This window comes from Pseudomonas sp. ICMP 3272, assembly GCF_001466905.1.
Classification (GTDB): Bacteria; Pseudomonadota; Gammaproteobacteria; order Pseudomonadales; family Pseudomonadaceae; genus Aquipseudomonas; species Aquipseudomonas amygdali.
In genome coordinates this window covers 72,155-89,483 of the sequence record NZ_LKEK01000013.1, presented here as the reverse complement: position 1 = coordinate 89,483, position 17,329 = coordinate 72,155, and the positions used below count along the sequence as shown (strand labels likewise).

The window sequence follows — 17,329 nt, the reverse complement described above, 5'->3', positions numbered from 1 at the left end:
AGTGGATGTACCGGCCCCTTCGCGAACAAGTTCGCTCCCACAAGGAGTACGCTCCAAGTACGGATGCGCAGTGGTGGTGAAAAGGAATGATCGCTAACTGATCGATTGAAATGAGTAACTGTGGGAGCGAACTTGTTCGCGAAGACGATGTGTCATGCGACACAACCCCAGCGAATGTACGACCACCCTTGCAAACAAATGCCTGCTACCAAGGGAGCGCCCCAGCCAGCAGACACACGAATCATCAACACCCATACACGACGCATGGCCCGCTATCTGCATGACTGCCAGCAGATACCCTCGCAGGGTCTCTTGCCACACGCCCACTCTCGGCAGGTGTGGAAGGTCCCTCGCACGACTGGTCCTGACACTGCCGTCACGCCAGCCCCAGGCACAACCGCCTGAGAGCCACCGTTGAATCCACGGTTATTCGCTCAGTCTTCTTTCAGGCTCCCGGCCAGGTTCGGGCGTCTCACCTCACGTTGAACAAGGTTCATAGACATGGTTGACCCGTCGATCCGCATAGGAGGTCTGTTTTCCAATACCGGCGTTACTGCTGCCGGTGAGTGTTCAACAATGCGCGGCGCACAGTTTGCAATCCATCAGATCAACGCGGCAGGAGGCGTGAATGGCCGTCCTCTGGAACTGATTACCCGTAACCCGGATTCAACGCCTGCGTTGTTTGCCATGCACGTTGAATCGCTGATTCGTGAAGAGAACCTGCGGTTTTTCTTCGGTTGCTACACCTCTGCGGCGCGCAAGGCAGTATTGCCCGTCGTCGAACGGTACAACGCGTTGCTGCTCTATCCGGTTTACTACGAGGGCTTCGAGTATTCGCGCAACATCATTTACACCGGTGCCACGCCGAACCATAACGCCGTGCCATTGGGCAGTTACATGTTCGACCACTTTGGCAGTCGCGTGCTGATGATCGGCTCCGAGTACGTCTACCCGTACGAAACCAATCGGCTGATGAGCGACCTGCTCTACGAGCGCGGTGGCAGCAAGCTGGGCGAGTACTACTTGCCATTGAAAAACGCCAGGCCAGAGGACTTCGCCAGGCTCATGGTCAAGGCCCGGGAGCTGAAACCGTCGTTCATCTTTTCCACCGTGGTCGGTGACACCATGGCGCACCTGTACCAAGCGTACGCCGATGCCGGTTTCGACCCTGCGGTCATGCCGATTGCCAGTGTGACCACCAGTGAAACCGATATTCAGCAGATGGGCGTTCATCTGGGCACAGGGCACATTTCGGCAGCCACTTACTTCCAGTCGATCGATACGCCGCTCAATCGCCAGTGCATCGCGCAATACCGGGAGATGTTTGGCCAGCATCAAGTGACCGATCGCTGCTGGGAAGCCGCTTATTTTCAGGTCCATCTGCTGGCCAAGGCGATAGCCCGGGCGGGCAGCACGGAGGTGGAGGATGTCTTGCAGACCATGCGCGGTCTGGAATACGACGCGCCTCAGGGACGGGTGCGTATCGATGAACACAATCACCATACCTACCTGTACTCGCGGATCGGCCGTGCCAATGCCGACGGGCAGTTCGACATCCTTTACGAAAGTCAGAAAGCGCTGAAGCCCGATCCGTATGCGGTGGCGCCTGACTTCAATGGCTGGTCCAGCCTGACCGGGAGGCGTCCATGACCCTGCGTGCCGCCAAGAAACGTTTGCGTAACGACAGCGCAGGCGGCATCAAGGACCTGCGCGACATCAGCGTGCTGGTGATGCACCCCGATGATGAAGACGGTCGCAACCTGATCGCCCAGTTGCAGCGTATTGGTTGCCAGGTACGCGTGCAGTGGCCGATCCCCGAACGGTTGCAGAGTGAGGCTGACGTGATCGTGCTGGCGGTGTCGCCGGAAAGCCTGTCGACCAATACGCCCTGGCTGCTGCACAGCTCGACGCCGCCGATCATTCCGGTGATCGCCTATGAAAACCCGATCATTGTCGAGGCGCTGGTGCAGCTCAATGCCTGTTCGGTGATTCCCTCGCCGGTCAGGTCTTTCGGCCTGTTGACGGCGCTGGCCATCACTCTTAGCCAGGCACGCAAAACACGGGAACGGGAAAAACACGTCAAGCGCCTGGAAGGGCGCATGGCGGTGATGCGTACCGTGCAGCAGGCAAAAATCATCCTGATGGAAACCAAGGGTATGTCTGAAATAGACGCTTACAACGCGCTGCGGGATCAGGCGATGGCCAAGCGTGAGCCCGTGGAGAAAATCGCCGAGGCGCTGGTCAAGGCCCACGAACTGTTTCAACAAGCCTGTTCCTGACAGGCTGCAGACTCGCTTCGAGTGTCGGGCCTCATCGGTCTGATCCTCTTCTGCGCGGACGCTTGCCATACGCCCTGAACCGGCAGGTATGGAACACCGCGTGGCGACCGGCATGGACAACGGCGTCCTCCGGATCGAGCCCATGCCTGCGCATCCTGCGCAGGCGGCTCCAGTCAGTGTCTGCCCGATCCCGGGCGGCCCTTACCGTTATCTGGAGAACACCATGTCCGTAAAACGCCCCGACAAAGCCGACTTTCTGATTGCCGCCCAGGATCACGGGTACGACCTGTCAGACAGCCAGATGGCATCGTTCCTGAGTCTTGCTGACGAAACCCTGGGCTCCTACGAAGCCATTGATGAGCTGTACGCCGCTCACGTTGCGCAGCCCACGCCGCTGCGCGAGCACAGCAAACCGACAGAGGCCGAAAACCTGCATGGCGCCTGGTACGTGAAGACGCACATAGCCGGTGCGGCGAGCGGCCCGTTGGCGGGTAGAACGGTGGTCATCAAGGACAACGTATCAGTGGCCGGCGTACCGATGGCCAACGGCTCGCTGAGCCTTGATGGTTACGTGCCGTCCGAAGATGCCACGGTGGTCAAACGCTTGTTGGCCGCAGGCGCGACGGTGGTCGGCAAATCAGTCTGTGAAGACTTGTGTTTCTCCGGAGCCAGTTTTACCTCGGCTACCGGTGCGGTAAAAAACCCGTGGGACCTGACTCGCAACGCAGGCGGCTCCTCCAGCGGCAGCGCCGTGCTGGTCGCCTTGCAGGAAGTGGACATGGCCATCGGCGGCGACCAGGGCGGGTCGATCCGCATGCCGTCGGCCTGGAGCGGCATCGTCGGGCACAAGCCGACCTACAGCCTTGTGCCTTATACCGGGGCTTTTCCGATCGAGCGGACCATCGACCATGTCGGTCCGATGGCCAATAACGTGCGCTACTGCGCGGTGATGCTCGACGTAATCGCCGGGGCCGACGGGCTTGATTCAAGGCAGAAAAACCCGCCGGCGGTCAGTTGTGTCGCGACCCTCGATCAGGGCGTTGCCGGCTTGAAAATCGGCCTGCTGCGCGAAGGTTTTGCGATTCCCGGCATGTCCGAACCGCAAGTAGACGCCCTGGTTCGCGCCGCAGTGGCACAGTTGGAAAGCCTTGGTGCGACGGTCGGAGAGGCAAGCGCTCCGTGGCACCGCGGTGTGGCGCTGGACATGTGGAATGTCATCGCCACCGATGGTGCGGCGTATCAGATGCTGCAAGGCAACGGCTATGGCATGAATGTCGACGGCTATTACGACCCCGACATCATGAGCTACTTCGGTACCAGGCGTCGTGAGCATGCCAACGCATTGTCCAGCAGCGTGCGTGCCGTGGCACTTACCGGGCATTACAGCCTGAAAAACCTGCACGGTGCCTACTACGCCAAGGCGCGGATGCTGGTGCCGGAACTCACCCGTCAATACGACGAAGCATTCAAGAATTTTGATGTGCTGGTGTTGCCGACCATGCCGTTTGTAGCCACCACGCTGACCGCCGCCGATGCGCCGATTGAAGAGTACGTGCACAGCGCCCTGAACATGCTCGCCAATACCGCGCCGTTCGACCTGACCGGCCACCCGGCCACGTCAATCCCGGCAGGCCTGGCCGAGGGCCTGCCGGTCGCCATGATGATTGTCGCACCGCGCTTCAAGGATGCTTTGGCGTTGCGTGTCGCGCAGGCTTATGAAACCGCCCGCGGAGCGTTTCCCACGCCGCCGGGTGTTTGAGTTCAGAGACTGATCGAGGGGCATACTCGCTCCATGCGAGCGGGTGTACCCCTTCATTCCTCAAGGCTTCCATACCTCCACATCCTGCGCATCCACCGCCTTGGGCAGCAGTCCCGCTGCCAAGAAGGCATCGGCGATATGCTGTTGTTCGTCCAGTTGATCGTGCGTGACTGGCTGGATCTGATAAGTCCGATGGCTGTTGGCGATTTCGACCGTTTCGATATCCAGATTGCCCCATAAAGGGCTCAGCACCTGGGCGGCTTCGCGCGGGTTGGCTTTGAGCCAGATGCCAGCGCTGTGCAACTGCTCGTAAACCACGCTGAGCACTTGCGGATGGTCCTTGGCGTAGTTGGTGCCGGTCAGGTAATAGCGCTTGTAGCTGGACAGCCCCTTGCCGTCAGCCAGGGTGCGCGTTGGCAATTGCCGTTGGGCGCTGGTCAGGAAGGGTTCCCAGGTGACCCAGGCGTCCACCTTGTTGTTTTCGAAGGCCGCGCGGCCGTCGGCGGGCGACAGGTAGGCGGGCTGAATATCCGAAAATGCCAGACCGGCCTTTTTCAACGCGGCAATCAGCAGGTAGTGGGAACCCGCCGCTTTGGTAACGGCGACCTTTTTGCCTTTCAGGTCTGACAACTGCTGCACGGGCGAGTCTTTATGCACGATGATTGCCTGCGCGGAAGGCGAGGCCGCTTCCTGGGCAAAGTAGGTCAGCCGAGCCTGCGCTGCCTGGGCAAAGATTGGTACGGTGTCCGCCACATCCGCGCTGATATCGACGTTGCCGACGTTCAGCGCCTCCAGCAGCGGCAGACCACTCGGAAACTCATGCCAGGTGACGGTGACGTCCTGTGGCGCAAGGGCTTTTTCCAGCGTGCCGCGTGTTTTCAGCAGGGTGATCAGCGTGGAAGACTTCTGGTAACCGATCCGCAACGTTTGCTGTGCTTCGACGGGGAGGGCGATGCATAACACCAACGCCGCGAGCAGACCTGCCAGCAGCGGACGGCGGTAGCCAGGTTGTGTGTTTTTTATCGGTTTGGGCATGGCACGCTCGGTATTTGAGGGTGACGCTGAGTGTCAGGAGTTGTATTTCCACGCAGCGTAATGGGTGTGATCTGTGTCAGTAGCCGCGCTGGCGATCAGCCTGATTCTGCAAGGCCTGCCCATTGAGAAAACGCTCAAGGTTGGCCAGAAAGCTGTCGGCTATTTCGTTACGGCTGTTGCTGGAGATCGCCGAGGTGTGCGGTGACAGGCGCACGCGAGGGTGTGAGTACAGTGGATGCCCGTCCGGCAGGGGCTCGGGTTCGGTGACGTCCAGCGAGGCCAGGCCGATGTTTCCATTATCCAGCGCATTGAGCAGCGCTTCATGGTCAAGCAGGCCGCCACGGGCGATGTTGATCAAGTGCAGGCCGGGTTTGGCACTGTTCAGCACCTCGGCGTTGACGATGTGCCGCGTGGCCGGTGTCAACGGCGCGGCCAGTACCAGATTGTCTGCGCGCGCGAACAGGTCGTGAATGTCGCGTGCAGCCTCGACACCGTCAACCTCGAACGGAGCCGGACTTTGCCGCAATGCGATCACGTTGATACCCAGCGCCTGGGCCTTGCTTGCCAGGCTGCGACCGATGGCACCAAAGCCGAGAATCCCCAGCGTAGTGCCCTTGAGCGGTGTCAGTGCGGTGAAATTCCATTGCGAGTCATGCACCCAGATATCCGGCAGATGTTTGGCTGCGGCAAAAATGGCGGCCAGCGAGAACTCGGCGATGTTTTCTGCCGCGCTGCCCCGCGAGGTGCTCACCGGCGGCCCGTTGAACAGCCAGCCTGGGTAGAAGTCGATACCCGAAGACACCACCTGAATCCATTTCAGGCCATAGGGCCAGCCCGGAGGCGGCAAGGCCGGGGCTTCATAACCACGCACGTTGATAGGGCACGCCAGCAGAATGCTGACCTCGCCGGGCAAATCGCTCGGCACTCCGGCAGGTACGCCGATGACCCTGGCTTCAGGGTGGGTCACTGCAAGCCGCTCGCGAATCACCTGATTGAAATCATCATCCAGCTGGCTGGCAATCACGAGTCGAGTCATGCCACCACCTCGTCAGATTGATGGGCGACAGCCTTCGCATGACGATTGACCGGCACCTCAAGGCCGAGGTTTTCACGTAGCGTATTGCCGCTGTATTCGGTGCGAAACAGTCCGCGTCGTTGCAGCACCGGCACCACCCATTCGGTGAAGTACTGCAGGCCGTCCGGCAGGACGCTATTGATGATGAAACCGTCGGCTGCGCCTGCTTCGAACCACGTTTGTATCGCGTCGGCGACCTGTTCCGGTGTGCCGACAAAGTCACGGCGGGGCAGGGAGAAGCGCAGGGCGACTTCACGCAGGCTCAGGCCTTCGTCTTTGGCCAGTTGCTTGATCCGGTCCGAACCGCCTTTCTGGCTGTTGGAGCCCAGATCGCCCAGTTCCGGGAAGGGTTCGTCCAGTGGGTACTGGCTGAAATCGTGATCATTGAACGGTCGGCCAAGGGCGACAATGGCGTCTTCGATCGTCACCAACTCCACGGCCTGGCGATAGCGGCTCTCCACCTCAGCCTCATCGCGCCCGACAATCGGGCGAATGCCCGGAAGAATCGACAGCGCGTGAGGGTCGCGACCAAAGCCGCCAGCCCTTTGTTTCAGGTCCTGATAATAGGCGCGCGCTTCATCGAAACTCTCGGCGTGGACAAAAATTGCATCGGAGTTCTGAGCGGCAAAGTTACGCCCGGCCTCGGAGGTGCCTGCCTGAAAAATCACCGGCTGACCCTGCTTCGACCGGGCGATGTTGAGCGGGCCTTTCACCGAGAAGAATTCGCCCTTGTGGTTCAGCGTGTGCAGTTTGCCGGGCGTGAAAAACTCGCCTTTCTGCTTGTCGTAGGCGAAGGCGTCGTCTTCCCAGGAATCCCACAGGCCCTTGACCACCTCGATATGCTCTTTGGCGATACGGTAGCGTACGGCGTGCGGTGGGTGTTCGCCCTTGCTGAAGTTGTCGGCGGTGCCACTGAGCCAGGAAGTCACCACATTCCAGCCAGCCCGACCGCCACTGATGTGGTCCAGCGAAGCAAACTGGCGAGCTACCTGAAAGGGTTCGGTGTAGCTGACCGTCACCGTTGCCACCAGACCGATATGCCGGGTGGTGGCTGCGAGTGCGGAGAGAATGGTCAACGGTTCGAAACGATTCAGGTAATGCGGGCTGGATTTTTCGTGAATGTGCAGGCTGTCGGCAATGAACACAAAATCGAAGCGGGCCGCTTCGGCCAACTGGGTCTGCTGCTGATAAAAGCCGAAATTCACACTGGCGTTGGCCAGCGCCTGCGGGTGGCGCCATTCGCCCCAGCCATGGCCGACTCCGTGGACCATTGCGCCAAGTTTAAGGTGTCGTTGTCTGCTCATGTTTTTGCTCCGGACGGTTCAGAAAGGTGGATGCACCTCCGCCTGGAGAAAGGGGTCGGTATAGGATGACGATATGCCTATAAAAACCCACAGTGAAATTCTATTTTGTTATATGTTAATTATTAAATTAACTAATTATCTGGTATTTAAATATGCATAAATTGAATTTTACTCGCTGGTTCAGGAGTCAGTCCCGTGGCTTGGCAGCCGGTCGCCAAGCAGCGGCAGTTTCGTCAGCATGTTCTGCAGCGCCAGAGCATCCCACGGCAGGTGCTCGGCAATGCCAAGGCCGACCACGTCCACGGCGCTGGCAACGTCTGTCAGCAAGCGGACGACCTGCTCGATAGTCATCTTGCCCTGAGCAACGCCTTCAAATTTACTGGCAGGGACACCGGGTTGGGCAAACAGCACAGAGCGAAACAGTGCCGGGTCCAGCACGTCCAGGTCCAGATGGATCGCCAGGTGCCTTGCACCGGTTTCCTCAAGCCACTGCAGCACCGGCTCGCTGGAGTGTGCCAGCGCCTGTGCATCGGCGCTGCGCAGCCCGAGACGCTTGATGAATGCGCTTTCGACCTCAAGCGTTTCCTGCAGGCCCGCGTACATCACATTGGCAGGCTTGATCGGGCGTTTCACGGCATTGACGAAATCCTTGTCACCTTCGCCCAGCAGATTGCGCATGACCATCGCGTGTGCATGCTGGAAGTCTCTGGGTGTCATGACGTCCGGGTGAGCGTCGACCCACAGAACCGCAAGGTCACCGTCATAACGTTCGTTCAGGTAGGCGAATGGCGCGAGGTCGACCAGGCAGTCGCCACCCAGAACCACCAGACGATCCGGCTGATGCTGGTCGATCAGTTGCCGTGCAAGGCCAAGCTGGGCCAGCAGCGCATGGCGGGCGATGATGCCGTTTTCAAGTTCAAGTGGTTGATCATCCGGTTCGGTTACGGCCACGTGCTCGACGGGCCCTGACGCGTCCGGTGCCAGCCACGCCAGCAGCTGTGCGCCAAAATGATAAGGCGCGTTGTTGCCACCTTGCCACTGGGGAAAGATCAGGCGCAGGGTTTTATCGGGTTGGGTAGTCATCGAGGTTTTCCTTCGTCACCGTTCATTGGCATGGCGGTGATACTGCTCGACCCGGATGTGGCGTGCTTTGCCTGAACGGTCAATCGCTGTGCCGAAGGTGCCAATCGTCTTATCGTGGCCCCAGCAACTGCTGAGGAGAGATGCCATAAGCGTTTTTGAAGGCTCGACTGAAATGCGAGAGGTTGCTGAAGCCGAAATTCAGCGCAGCGTCACTGACGCGGCGAACGTGGCCTTTGCGCAATGCGTCATGGCACGCCGAGAGCCTTTGCTGCCAGAGCCAGCGAATGGCCGTGGTGCCTTCCTGTGCGAACAGGCGATTGAGCGTGCGTGGCGAAACATGAGTCGCCAAAGCAATGCTTTCGGCCGTCAGCCCTGTGTCGGGTAGATTATTCAACAGGAACTGCTTGATGCGCTGCAGTTGTTGCATTTGACGAGACTGCTGCCGGATATCGGTGTCGCCGAACACCGAGTCGAAGGCTGTAGACAGTACGTCCAGCAGTGATGCATTGAGTCGCTCGCTTAGCGGGTCCGATAAGCCTTCTGTGTTCCAGGCTTCATTCAACAAGGTTGCGGCAACACGGCCCAGCGTCGAACGGCCATCGAGCGTGCGGCACACCAGTCGTTCGGCAGCGGGCATGTGTTGCAGCAACAATTTGCGGGGCACCGCCAGCACAATCTGATCGTCACCTTCGGGATAACTGCATGCGTAAGGCTGTGCGCTATCGTAAAGGACGATATCGCCAGCGCCTTGCCGGGACTCTCTGTCGTTCTGCACGACGATAGCGACGGAACACAAAGAGAGCGTGAGGAGGAAGTGATCGCTCTCCCTGTCTTGCTGCAACCGCCGGTAATGGAGGGGGGAAGACTGGATACGGGTGAAGGTAACGCTACTCTGATCCCTGACATTCAGCCTGCCGTCAAACGGCGCTTCGGTCAGCGGCTGGCTGGTGACCAGGCCATACGTCGAGCTCACAACCTCCTGCCAGGCGTCGAAACGATCCTCGGGCCGTAGTGGTTCGGCTGGGAAAATCATGGCCATGGTTGCCTCTGCGACGAGCGTCTTTTTACGAAGTGATCGGCGGCAAGGTTATCAGACGTTGATCCAGAGCAAGACCCCTGTGCCGGCAGTGTTTCAAGGTGGTGAAAATAGTTTATAGACCTGTGATCCAGCCGATATATCCCTACGTATGCAGCGCTCTGCTTACCCAAGCCTTCTAGAACAGGAGTTCCATGGACCCGCGCCTTGCAGGGCTTTCTTTCTTGCTCACCCTGGGATGGACGGGGGCCGTGATTCTCGTCATCTGGTTTTACGCCTGATGACGCAACGGTTTTCAGCAGGGGACGGAAGTGGTTTACGAAGCGATCCTTACCGGTGAACGGTAGGGCCAAGAAGTGTGTGCGTTGATAGTGGCTAAATAGTGGTCTGGCAGCGCTAAAGCTAATCTGACTGAAGCCGATGTTTATGTAACGGCTCCTTGCCGAGTGACTTCGATAGTTCCACCTGGCTCTGACGGCCTTGAAGTTTGCGCTATGGAAGGCATTGAGAAAGACGATTAACCGGCTTGATCAGCAGGCACCATAGTCAGTCCGCGCCTCATGTTTGAAGCGTTTGACCGGGCCCGCACACACCGGGGCTTTATAACAATACTTCCACAGATGCTTACTCGCAGAGTACTTCCACATGTCGACCACAATTGAAAGCACCCACAGGGACGGGGCCGGGCTGGAACTTGATCTTCACTCGCTGTTGACGGCCATTGACCGTTCCCAGGCGATGATCGAGTTCGATCTTGAAGGCAATATCCTGCGGGCCAATACCAATTTTCTGGATTGCGTCGGTTATCGGCTGGATGAGGTCCAGGGTCGGCATCACCGTATGTTCTGCACGCCGGAATATGCGTCCAGCGTCGAATACGCGACGTTTTGGGAAAAACTGGGCAAGGGCGCTTTCGACGAAGGGCAGTACAAGCGCCTGGGCAAGAACGGGCGCGAGATCTGGTTGCAGGCCACTTATAACCCGGTGTTTGACGAGCAAGGCAATCCGTTCAAGGTGGTGAAGTTCGCTACGGACGTGACTGCGCAGCGCAAATCCAATGCCGAGTACGAAGGCAAGGTTGCGGCTATCGATCGCTCGCAGGGTGTCATTGAATTCGACCTTAACGGTCGCGTGCTCACCGCCAACGAAAACTTTCTCAAGGTCCTGGGTTATCGTCTGGACGAGATTCAGGGTCAGCACCATCGCATGTTCTGCGAAGACGACTACCTGAACAGTCCGGCCTATCGTGCCTTCTGGGCCAAGCTCGAACGTGGCGAGTATGACTCCGGCGAATACAAGCGCATCGGCAAGAACGGTCGCGAGTTGTGGATCAGCGCCACCTACAACCCGATATTCGACCCGGATGGTCGTCCTTACAAGATCGTGAAGTTCGCCAACGATGTGACCGAGAGCCGCATTCGTCAGGCTGAGTCCGCGGGCAAGGTGACAGCCATCGAACGTTCTCAGGCGGTGATCGAATTCGATCTGACGGGCAAGGTGCTGCATGCCAACCGCAATTTTCTGGCGGTATTTGGCTACGAGCTCGATGAAATCGTCGGCGAACACCACCGGATGTTCTGCTCTGAGGAGTTTGTCAGCAGTCTGGAGTATCGCGAGCTCTGGGAAAAACTGGGGCGTGGCGAATATGACGCCAATGAGTATAAGCGCAAGCGCAAGGACGGTAAGGAAATCTGGATTCAGGCGACCTACAACCCGATCTTTGACGCGCAGGGCAAACCTTACAAGATCGTCAAGTTCGCGCTCGACGTGACAGTTGCCAAGGAAACCAGCGTCGAGGATCAGGGCAAGGTCAATGCAATTGACCGCGCCCAGGCCGTCATCGAATTCGACATGAGCGGCAACATCGTTACGGCCAACGCCAACTTCCTGAAAGCGCTGGGCTATGGCCTGCATGAGATCAAGGGCCAGCACCACCGTATTTTCTGTGATGAAGAGTATGTGCGTTGCACTGAATACCGGGAGTTCTGGCACGGGCTGGGGCAGGGCGAGTTCTATTCCGGACGCTTCATGCGCGTCAGCAAGTACGGGCAGAAAATCTGGATTCAGGCTACGTACAGCCCGATTTTCGACCATGACGGGCTGCCGTTCAAAGTGGTGAAATTCGCCACTGACATTACCCGTCAGGTCGAGATGGAACAGGCGATCGAAGCCAAGACCCGCGCCATGGGCGAGTCGGTTAAAGCATTGATGAACGCCATTTCCTACGTGGCACAAAGCACCGAGACGGCCACCGATCTGGCCAGAATGACGCGTGAGCAGGCCAGTACCGGTTCGCAGACGCTGGTCAAGGCGTCCGATGCGATGGGCATGATCGCCAAGTCGGCCGAGGGCATTCAGGACATCATCCAGGTGATCAGCGAGATTGCCAGTCAGACCAACATGCTGGCCTTCAACGCCGCTATCGAGGCGGCCAGGGCTGGCGAGCACGGCCTGGGCTTCTCGGTGGTAGCCGATGAAGTGCGCAAGCTGGCCGAGAAGTCCTCGCGTGCGACCAAGGAAATCAACAAGCTGATCCTCGAAACAGTCAGCCGGATCGAGTCGGGCAACGAGATTTCGCGCAGTGCCGGCGAAGCCTTCGAACACATCGTGGAAGGCGTGATGCAGACCACTCAGGCGATCGACGGGATCAACACCGCAACCGAGAAACAACGCTTGTCGGCACAGGAAGTGGAAGCACTGATCGTGGAGCTGCATAAAGCCAACCTGACCGGCTACACCGAAACTCTGAACAAGGTATCCATCGGACAACCTGCATGAGCAGCCTGAATGCCTACGGCGTCGTGCAGATCAATGGCGTTTATCTGGCGGTGGTTGCCGAAGCGCTGATGGAGGCCGTGCACTGGCCTGCCAACCTGCACCCCCATCCGCTGACTCGCGGTGCGTTGCGCGGTGTGTTTACCTTGCGCGGCAAACCGGTGCCTTTGGTGGACCTGCGAGGCCAGTTGGCGGAGGGCGGCGATACGTCGTCGCCCACGCCGCTGGTCGCGATTCTCAAGTACGGTGGTGGCTACCTGGGGCTGGCGATTGATGCGGTCTGCGACATTCTCAAGGCCCGCGACTCTCAATTCAGCCCCTTGGGCCCTGGCGGCACCAGTGTCGGGTTGCTGCCATCACTGCTGCTGGGCGCAGAAGAATCGCGGATGATCTACAAGCTCGACCTGGGTTTTCTGAGTAGCTTGCCAGGCGTACTGTTTGCTGCTGATCCGAGCGCGCAGGTGCTCAAGGAAGAGGCACTCGCGGCCAAGAATCGTTTGCTGCATTACCTGGTGTTCGAGTGTGACGGTCGCAACTTCTGTATCGATGCGAGCGTCGTGACCGAACTGGTGGATAACCCTGAAATTTCGGCGTCGGACTTTGCCAGTGACTGCTGCTTTGGCGTGACGTCGGTACGTGGCACCAAGGTTCCGGCGCTCAATCTGTCTGAAGTCCTTGGTCTGGACCATAAACGCCAGACTTCCAAGCCGCAGTTGTTGCTGTTGACGGCACCGGATGGCCGGGTGTGCGGGTTTGGTTACGACCGCATGGTCGCCATCCAGCGCCAGGACCCGGGCAGTCTTCTGGCGGCACCGGGTTACGGCCTGCCGCATCCTGAACTGCTGGCCGGGGTTATGAACCTGGATGAGGGGCAACAGGCATTGTTGCTGGATCATCCAATGCTGTTGCAGCGCCCGGAAGTCAAAAGCTACACCCAGGTTTATCAGCACGACGTCAAACCTGCACAAGCCTCGCACGATGTGACCAAGGCCATGCTGCGGCATGCCTGCCTGCTGTTTGACGCACCGACCCGCTTCGTCGCGCCGTTGAGTCAGATCGTCGAGATCATGAGCGTGCCGCAACAGCTGATCGGTTTGTCGCAACCGACGACACACTTGTTGGGGCAGTTCAATCTGCGTGGCGAGCAAGTGCCGCTGATCTGCCTGAGCAGCCTGCTGGGCGAGGGGGCGCAAACCCCGGGTGAAGCGTCCCGTGTCCTGATCGTGCGTGGCGAGCGCCTGTGCTTTGGTTTTGCCGTGAGCCGGGTCGATGCGATCGACGCGTTCAATCAGTTCGACCCGGCCATGCTCGAGCAGGGCTGGCAGGCCAATACCGGCAAGGGGATCTCGGTCAATGACCGAGTGCGCTCGCTGGTCAGCGTCGGCAGTCAGGAACGCAGTTGGCGCGCAACCCTGCTCGATTTGCAGGGGCTGGCCAGGCAACTGGAGTGCAATGTCGCCGAACAAGTGGCAGCGCGCTAATCAATCGGAACCGAATGCTTCGCGTGTGGCCTTATTTTGAGTGTCCACGAGCGGAGAGAATGACCATGACTGACCAGAAAGACGAGAAAAAGCCGGAACCGGCAAACGATGTGCCTGCGCACTCGACGCCAGAAGAAAAGGAACGCCTGAAGGACTTCAACAAGGGTGGTATTCCGCCGGGGGCCTGTTGATCAGTCAACAGGACAATGAACATGACGCCCGCTCCGTTTTAGATCGGGCGTTATGGTTTCAAAGGCCTGTTCGGGCTCTGTATTGACTCACGCGTCGCGCAGCAGGTCGTTGGCGTTGAGTAGTTCATAGGCGATCTGCGGGCGTGCCTCAAGTGCACTGCGGATTGCGCTTGCAACCGACTTGCGCGTCTTGCGGCACAGGCCGGTCTTTTTCTGCACGACAATGCTGATGCCGCGCATGGTGCGTACTTCGTTGAAGCCCGGTGCGATTTCGACGCGCACACCCAGTTGCTCGAAAATCTTGCGCTGCATGTGCTCCAGATCCTTCAGGCTTTCAACACGGCTCAGGCGCTCAAGCAGCGTGTTTTCCGCATCACGGGTCAGCTTGAGGATGCGCAGGTCGGCGTCTTCCGCATCCAGCCGTTCGCGCTCGCAGTCGCAAGCGCCGGGCGGGCAGGAGTTACGGATTTTGACGGGAGCATTCATGGGTGCAGCATAGCGATTGACGGGGGCGTCTGACCATCCCCCGGAATTGCTGCGCGCAACTGCGGCGATGCGGCAACAGTTCCCTGGTTTCAGATCAGTTCGGCCACTTCATCTCGCCCTTGATGACCTTGGCACTCAGTTCCAGCGAACTCGGTTCGGCCAGTTGTGGCCAGGCATTCTGCATGGCATCGATCAGGCCCTTGGAATCCTTGGTTTTGGCCGCTTGTTGTTCAAAGGACTTCAGGTAGTCGGCGGTGAACGTCACAGCCTTGGTGCCCGCTGGAACCTCGCCCAGATAATGGCCCGGAATTACCGTGACCGGCTTCAGCGCCTCAATACCCTTGAGGGTGGCGAGCCAGTCCTGACGCGATTTCGGGCTTTGGGTATCGGCAACCCAGACATGAATGCCGCTGGACACCACAACGCCGCCGACCACCGCCTTGAGCGATGGAATCCATACGTAGCTGCGCTCGGGTGCCGGACCGTTAAGGCCTTTGATCTGCAACGGTTGGCCTTCAAGGGTCAGATGGTCGCCCTTGAGCACCTCTGGGAGGACCAGGCTGGCTGGCGCATTGTCCTTGAGAATCGGGCCCCAGTAGGCAAGTTTGCCCTGCATCGACGCCTTGATCGCCTTCACGGTAGGGGCGCTGGCAACGATCTTCGCATCGGGGAAAGCGGCTTTGATGACGTCCAGCCCGAAGTAGTAATCCGGGTCGCTGTGGCTGATGTACACGGTGGTGAGTTTCTTGCCGCTGGCCTTGATCTTCTCTACCAGCGCCTGAGCATCGTTACGCTGAAACTGTGCATCGATCAGCACCGCATCATGCTTGCCGGTGATCAGTTCGGATGACACCGGGAAGATGGCTTTTTCGGCCGGGTTGTAGACTTCGATCGCCAGTGGATCAGCGGCCTGGGCTGCAAGCGGGAATAGCGCAGCGAACGATAGAGCAAGCAGGGAATTGCGCAGCATGGGGCACGACCTTTATCGGACAGGACTAAGGTGGTTATCTTATGTTGCTTCAAATGAAACAAAAGCCTCAATATTGGCAACTATTGATTGCTTATATCGGATGAATCATGGATCGGATCATGGCGGCGCGGGTGTTCATGGCCATCAACGAACGCGGCAGCCTCATCGCTGCCGCCGAAGCGCTGGACATGTCACGGGCGATGGTTACCCGTTATCTGGCGCAAATGGAAACCTGGGCGGGAGCGCGCTTGTTGCACCGCACCACGCGCAAGCTCGGGCTCACTGCGCCCGGACAAGTGACGTTGCTGCGTTGCCAGCAGCTTGTCGAGCTGGCTGACGCAGTGCCGCTGGCTGCCGATACGCAGGTCGATGAGCCCCGCGGCATGTTGCGCATTGCCTGTTCGCAGTCACTGGCACTGGCGGTTCTGGCCCCAGCGGTGACGGCTTACCTGCAACGCTACCCCGGCACCTCGGTGGATCTGCTTATTGGCAACGAGGCTGTGGACCTGGTCAGCGAGCGTATTGATCTGGCGATCCGCATCACCAATCAGCTGGACCCCAATGTGATTGCCCGTCCACTGGGGCATTGCGATTCGGTTGTCTGTGCCTCTCCAGCCTACCTCGCCATGCATGGCACTCCCTCCAGTCCGCAGGAACTGGCTGCACACCACTGCCTGACCTATTCGTACTTCGGCAAAAGCCTGTGGGAGTTCACCCGTCAGCAGTTGCCGCTCAGCGTTCCGGTGGGCGGCAACCTCAGCGCCAATGATTCAGTGGTGTTGCTGGAGGCCGCAGTGGCTGGCGCGGGGATCACCTTGCAACCGGTACATTCGGCAGCGCCGCTGATTGCAAGTGGCAAGCTGATCGCGGTGCTGCCCGACTACCAGCCAAGGGCGCTGGGGATACACGCGATCTACACCTCGCGGCATCACCAGTCGGCCACCTTGCGCACCATGCTGGATTTTCTGGCTGAATGGTTTGAGAGGGGCAGCGCAGAGCCCTGAGGTTGGATAACCTGCTGCGCACAGGACGCAGAGCGTCCAGAACGGCATGCCCACGCGGAGCATGGGCACGATAGGGGACACACAGACATCTATCGTTTCTCACGCTCCGAGTGTGCAGTATCAGGTCTTGAACTTGCGCACCAGGCCGTCGAGTTCGCTGGACAGTAGTTCCAGACTTCTGGAATCCGCACGGGCGGAGTCCGAGAGGTCGGCGATCAACTGGGCGTCGCCATGGATCTGGCTAATGTGACGGTTGATGTCCTCGGCCACCTGATGCTGCTCTTCGGCGGCGGTTGCGATCTGGGTGTTCATGTCGCGAATCACATCCACCGACTCACGGATCTGCCCGAAGCTGCTGCGTGCCTGCCCGATCTTGGTCACCGATTGCTGCGACACGTCGAGGCTGGCGTGCATCTGTTGCGCCACCGAGGCGGTGCGTTTGGCCAGATTGCCCAGCAGGTTGTCGATTTCGGCGGTTGAGTCCGAGGTACGTTTGGCCAGTGCGCGGACTTCGTCGGCTACTACGGCAAAGCCGCGACCCTGTTCGCCTGCGCGGGCTGCTTCGATGGCCGCGTTGAGGGCCAGCAGGTTGGTCTGCTCGGCAATCGAACGGATGGTATTGAGGATCGACTGAATGCCTGCGCTGTCCTTTTCCAGTTGCGTCATGTCCTTGGCCGAGCGGGTGAGTTCCTCGCTGAGCTGGTCGACACTGCGCACCGCATCGTCGATCTGTCGCTGACCTTCACGCGCCTGCTGCTGACCGCTGTCGGCCGAATCGGCGGCCTGGCTGCAGGAGCGAGCGACTTCGTTGGAGGTGGCGACCATTTCATGGAAGGCCGTGGAGACCATGT

The 17,329-nt window shown here is 59.1% G+C and carries 15 protein-coding genes; 7 read left to right on the top strand and 8 right to left on the bottom strand.

The window, feature by feature from the left end; all coding sequences use genetic code 11:
* The first annotated feature begins 501 nt into the window (after nucleotides 1-501).
* The 3 genes from AO068_RS02715 to AO068_RS02705 all read left to right on the top strand — a co-directional run bounded on the left by AO068_RS02715 (nucleotide 502) and on the right by AO068_RS02705 (nucleotide 4,038).
* Nucleotides 502-1,650, top strand: a complete 1,149-nt coding sequence (locus tag AO068_RS02715) for a transporter substrate-binding domain-containing protein (RefSeq protein ID WP_005746857.1) — start codon at nucleotides 502-504, stop codon at nucleotides 1,648-1,650.
* Entirely contained in the window at nucleotides 1,647-2,279 is a 633-nt protein-coding gene (locus AO068_RS02710) for an ANTAR domain-containing response regulator (protein WP_005746856.1), read from the top strand. Before AO068_RS02715 ends, AO068_RS02710 begins: the two co-directional genes overlap by 4 nt.
* A gap of 88 nt (nucleotides 2,280-2,367) precedes the next feature.
* Nucleotides 2,368-4,038, top strand: coding sequence for an amidase (locus tag AO068_RS02705; RefSeq protein ID WP_177342338.1), 1,671 nt, complete (start codon nucleotides 2,368-2,370; stop codon nucleotides 4,036-4,038).
* Nucleotides 4,039-4,098: 60 nt separating this feature from the next.
* Here AO068_RS02705 and AO068_RS02700 read toward each other — a convergent pair whose 3' ends face one another.
* From AO068_RS02700 to AO068_RS02680, 5 genes are all read right to left on the bottom strand, one after another.
* Nucleotides 4,099-5,073, bottom strand: a complete 975-nt coding sequence (locus AO068_RS02700) for an aliphatic sulfonate ABC transporter substrate-binding protein (RefSeq protein ID WP_058407589.1) — start codon at nucleotides 5,071-5,073, stop codon at nucleotides 4,099-4,101.
* 76 nt (nucleotides 5,074-5,149) lie between these two features.
* A complete protein-coding gene (locus AO068_RS02695; protein WP_058407588.1) occupies nucleotides 5,150-6,109 on the bottom strand; it encodes a D-isomer specific 2-hydroxyacid dehydrogenase family protein in 960 nt (319 codons plus the stop codon).
* A complete protein-coding gene (locus tag AO068_RS02690; RefSeq protein ID WP_058407587.1) occupies nucleotides 6,106-7,452 on the bottom strand; it encodes an LLM class flavin-dependent oxidoreductase in 1,347 nt (448 codons plus the stop codon). Before AO068_RS02690 ends, AO068_RS02695 begins: the two co-directional genes overlap by 4 nt.
* A 180-nt stretch (nucleotides 7,453-7,632) precedes the next feature.
* Entirely contained in the window at nucleotides 7,633-8,535 is a 903-nt protein-coding gene (locus tag AO068_RS02685) for an arginase family protein (RefSeq protein WP_058407586.1), read from the bottom strand.
* A gap of 109 nt (nucleotides 8,536-8,644) precedes the next feature.
* Nucleotides 8,645-9,574 (bottom strand): helix-turn-helix domain-containing protein, encoded by a 930-nt coding sequence (locus AO068_RS02680; protein WP_054081844.1) that lies wholly within the window; start codon nucleotides 9,572-9,574, stop codon nucleotides 8,645-8,647.
* 642 nt (nucleotides 9,575-10,216) lie between these two features.
* Here AO068_RS02680 and AO068_RS02675 point away from each other — a divergent pair.
* The 3 genes from AO068_RS02675 (at nucleotide 10,217) to AO068_RS29425 (ending at nucleotide 14,018) form a co-directional block, all read left to right on the top strand.
* The gene (locus tag AO068_RS02675) at nucleotides 10,217-12,349 is read left to right on the top strand and encodes a methyl-accepting chemotaxis protein (RefSeq protein ID WP_058407585.1); all 2,133 of its coding nucleotides are present in this window, start codon (nucleotides 10,217-10,219) and stop codon (nucleotides 12,347-12,349) included.
* Nucleotides 12,346-13,827, top strand: coding sequence for a chemotaxis protein CheW (locus AO068_RS02670; protein ID WP_058407584.1), 1,482 nt, complete (start codon nucleotides 12,346-12,348; stop codon nucleotides 13,825-13,827). The genes AO068_RS02675 and AO068_RS02670 overlap by 4 nt, the downstream gene beginning before the upstream one ends.
* Nucleotides 13,828-13,892: 65 nt before the next feature.
* Nucleotides 13,893-14,018, top strand: coding sequence for a hypothetical protein (locus AO068_RS29425; protein ID WP_080164905.1), 126 nt, complete (start codon nucleotides 13,893-13,895; stop codon nucleotides 14,016-14,018).
* 87 nt (nucleotides 14,019-14,105) lie between these two features.
* Here the strand turns inward: AO068_RS29425 and AO068_RS02665 are convergent, their stop codons facing one another.
* Together AO068_RS02665 and AO068_RS02660 are read right to left on the bottom strand one after the other, a co-directional pair.
* On the bottom strand, nucleotides 14,106-14,504 hold the full coding sequence (locus AO068_RS02665; protein ID WP_058407583.1) for a hypothetical protein: 399 nt from the start codon (nucleotides 14,502-14,504) through the stop codon (nucleotides 14,106-14,108).
* Between the two features lie 94 nt (nucleotides 14,505-14,598).
* Complete coding sequence (locus tag AO068_RS02660; RefSeq protein ID WP_058400234.1) at nucleotides 14,599-15,474, bottom strand: MBL fold metallo-hydrolase; 876 nt, start codon at nucleotides 15,472-15,474, stop codon at nucleotides 14,599-14,601.
* A gap of 107 nt (nucleotides 15,475-15,581) precedes the next feature.
* Between AO068_RS02660 and AO068_RS02655 the strand changes: the two genes are divergently transcribed.
* Entirely contained in the window at nucleotides 15,582-16,478 is an 897-nt protein-coding gene (locus AO068_RS02655; protein WP_058400235.1) for a LysR family transcriptional regulator, read from the top strand.
* A 120-nt stretch (nucleotides 16,479-16,598) separates the two neighbouring features.
* Here AO068_RS02655 and AO068_RS29590 read toward each other — a convergent pair whose 3' ends face one another.
* Nucleotides 16,599-17,327 carry a methyl-accepting chemotaxis protein gene (locus AO068_RS29590; protein WP_369812063.1) on the bottom strand — a complete coding sequence of 243 codons (729 nt, stop codon included), beginning with the start codon at nucleotides 17,325-17,327 and terminating at the stop codon, nucleotides 16,599-16,601.
* Nucleotides 17,328-17,329 lie beyond the last annotated feature (2 nt).

Bases quoted from the DNA above. Each gene is read 5' to 3' on its own strand.
- AO068_RS02715 (WP_005746857.1), top strand. From the start codon at position 502: ATGGTTGACCCGTCGATCCGCATAGGAGGTCTGTTTTCCAATACCGGC.
- AO068_RS02710 (WP_005746856.1), top strand. From the start codon at position 1,647: ATGACCCTGCGTGCCGCCAAGAAACGTTTGCGTAACGACAGCGCAGGC.
- AO068_RS02705 (WP_177342338.1), top strand. From the start codon at position 2,368: ATGGAACACCGCGTGGCGACCGGCATGGACAACGGCGTCCTCCGGATC.
- AO068_RS02700 (WP_058407589.1), bottom strand. From the start codon at position 5,073: ATGCCCAAACCGATAAAAAACACACAACCTGGCTACCGCCGTCCGCTG.
- AO068_RS02695 (WP_058407588.1), bottom strand. From the start codon at position 6,109: ATGACTCGACTCGTGATTGCCAGCCAGCTGGATGATGATTTCAATCAG.
- AO068_RS02690 (WP_058407587.1), bottom strand. From the start codon at position 7,452: ATGAGCAGACAACGACACCTTAAACTTGGCGCAATGGTCCACGGAGTC.
- AO068_RS02685 (WP_058407586.1), bottom strand. From the start codon at position 8,535: ATGACTACCCAACCCGATAAAACCCTGCGCCTGATCTTTCCCCAGTGG.
- AO068_RS02680 (WP_054081844.1), bottom strand. From the start codon at position 9,574: ATGGCCATGATTTTCCCAGCCGAACCACTACGGCCCGAGGATCGTTTC.
- AO068_RS02675 (WP_058407585.1), top strand. From the start codon at position 10,217: ATGTCGACCACAATTGAAAGCACCCACAGGGACGGGGCCGGGCTGGAA.
- AO068_RS02670 (WP_058407584.1), top strand. From the start codon at position 12,346: ATGAGCAGCCTGAATGCCTACGGCGTCGTGCAGATCAATGGCGTTTAT.
- AO068_RS29425 (WP_080164905.1), top strand. From the start codon at position 13,893: ATGACTGACCAGAAAGACGAGAAAAAGCCGGAACCGGCAAACGATGTG.
- AO068_RS02665 (WP_058407583.1), bottom strand. From the start codon at position 14,504: ATGAATGCTCCCGTCAAAATCCGTAACTCCTGCCCGCCCGGCGCTTGC.
- AO068_RS02660 (WP_058400234.1), bottom strand. From the start codon at position 15,474: ATGCTGCGCAATTCCCTGCTTGCTCTATCGTTCGCTGCGCTATTCCCG.
- AO068_RS02655 (WP_058400235.1), top strand. From the start codon at position 15,582: ATGGATCGGATCATGGCGGCGCGGGTGTTCATGGCCATCAACGAACGC.
- AO068_RS29590 (WP_369812063.1), bottom strand. From the start codon at position 17,327: ATGGTCTCCACGGCCTTCCATGAAATGGTCGCCACCTCCAACGAAGTC.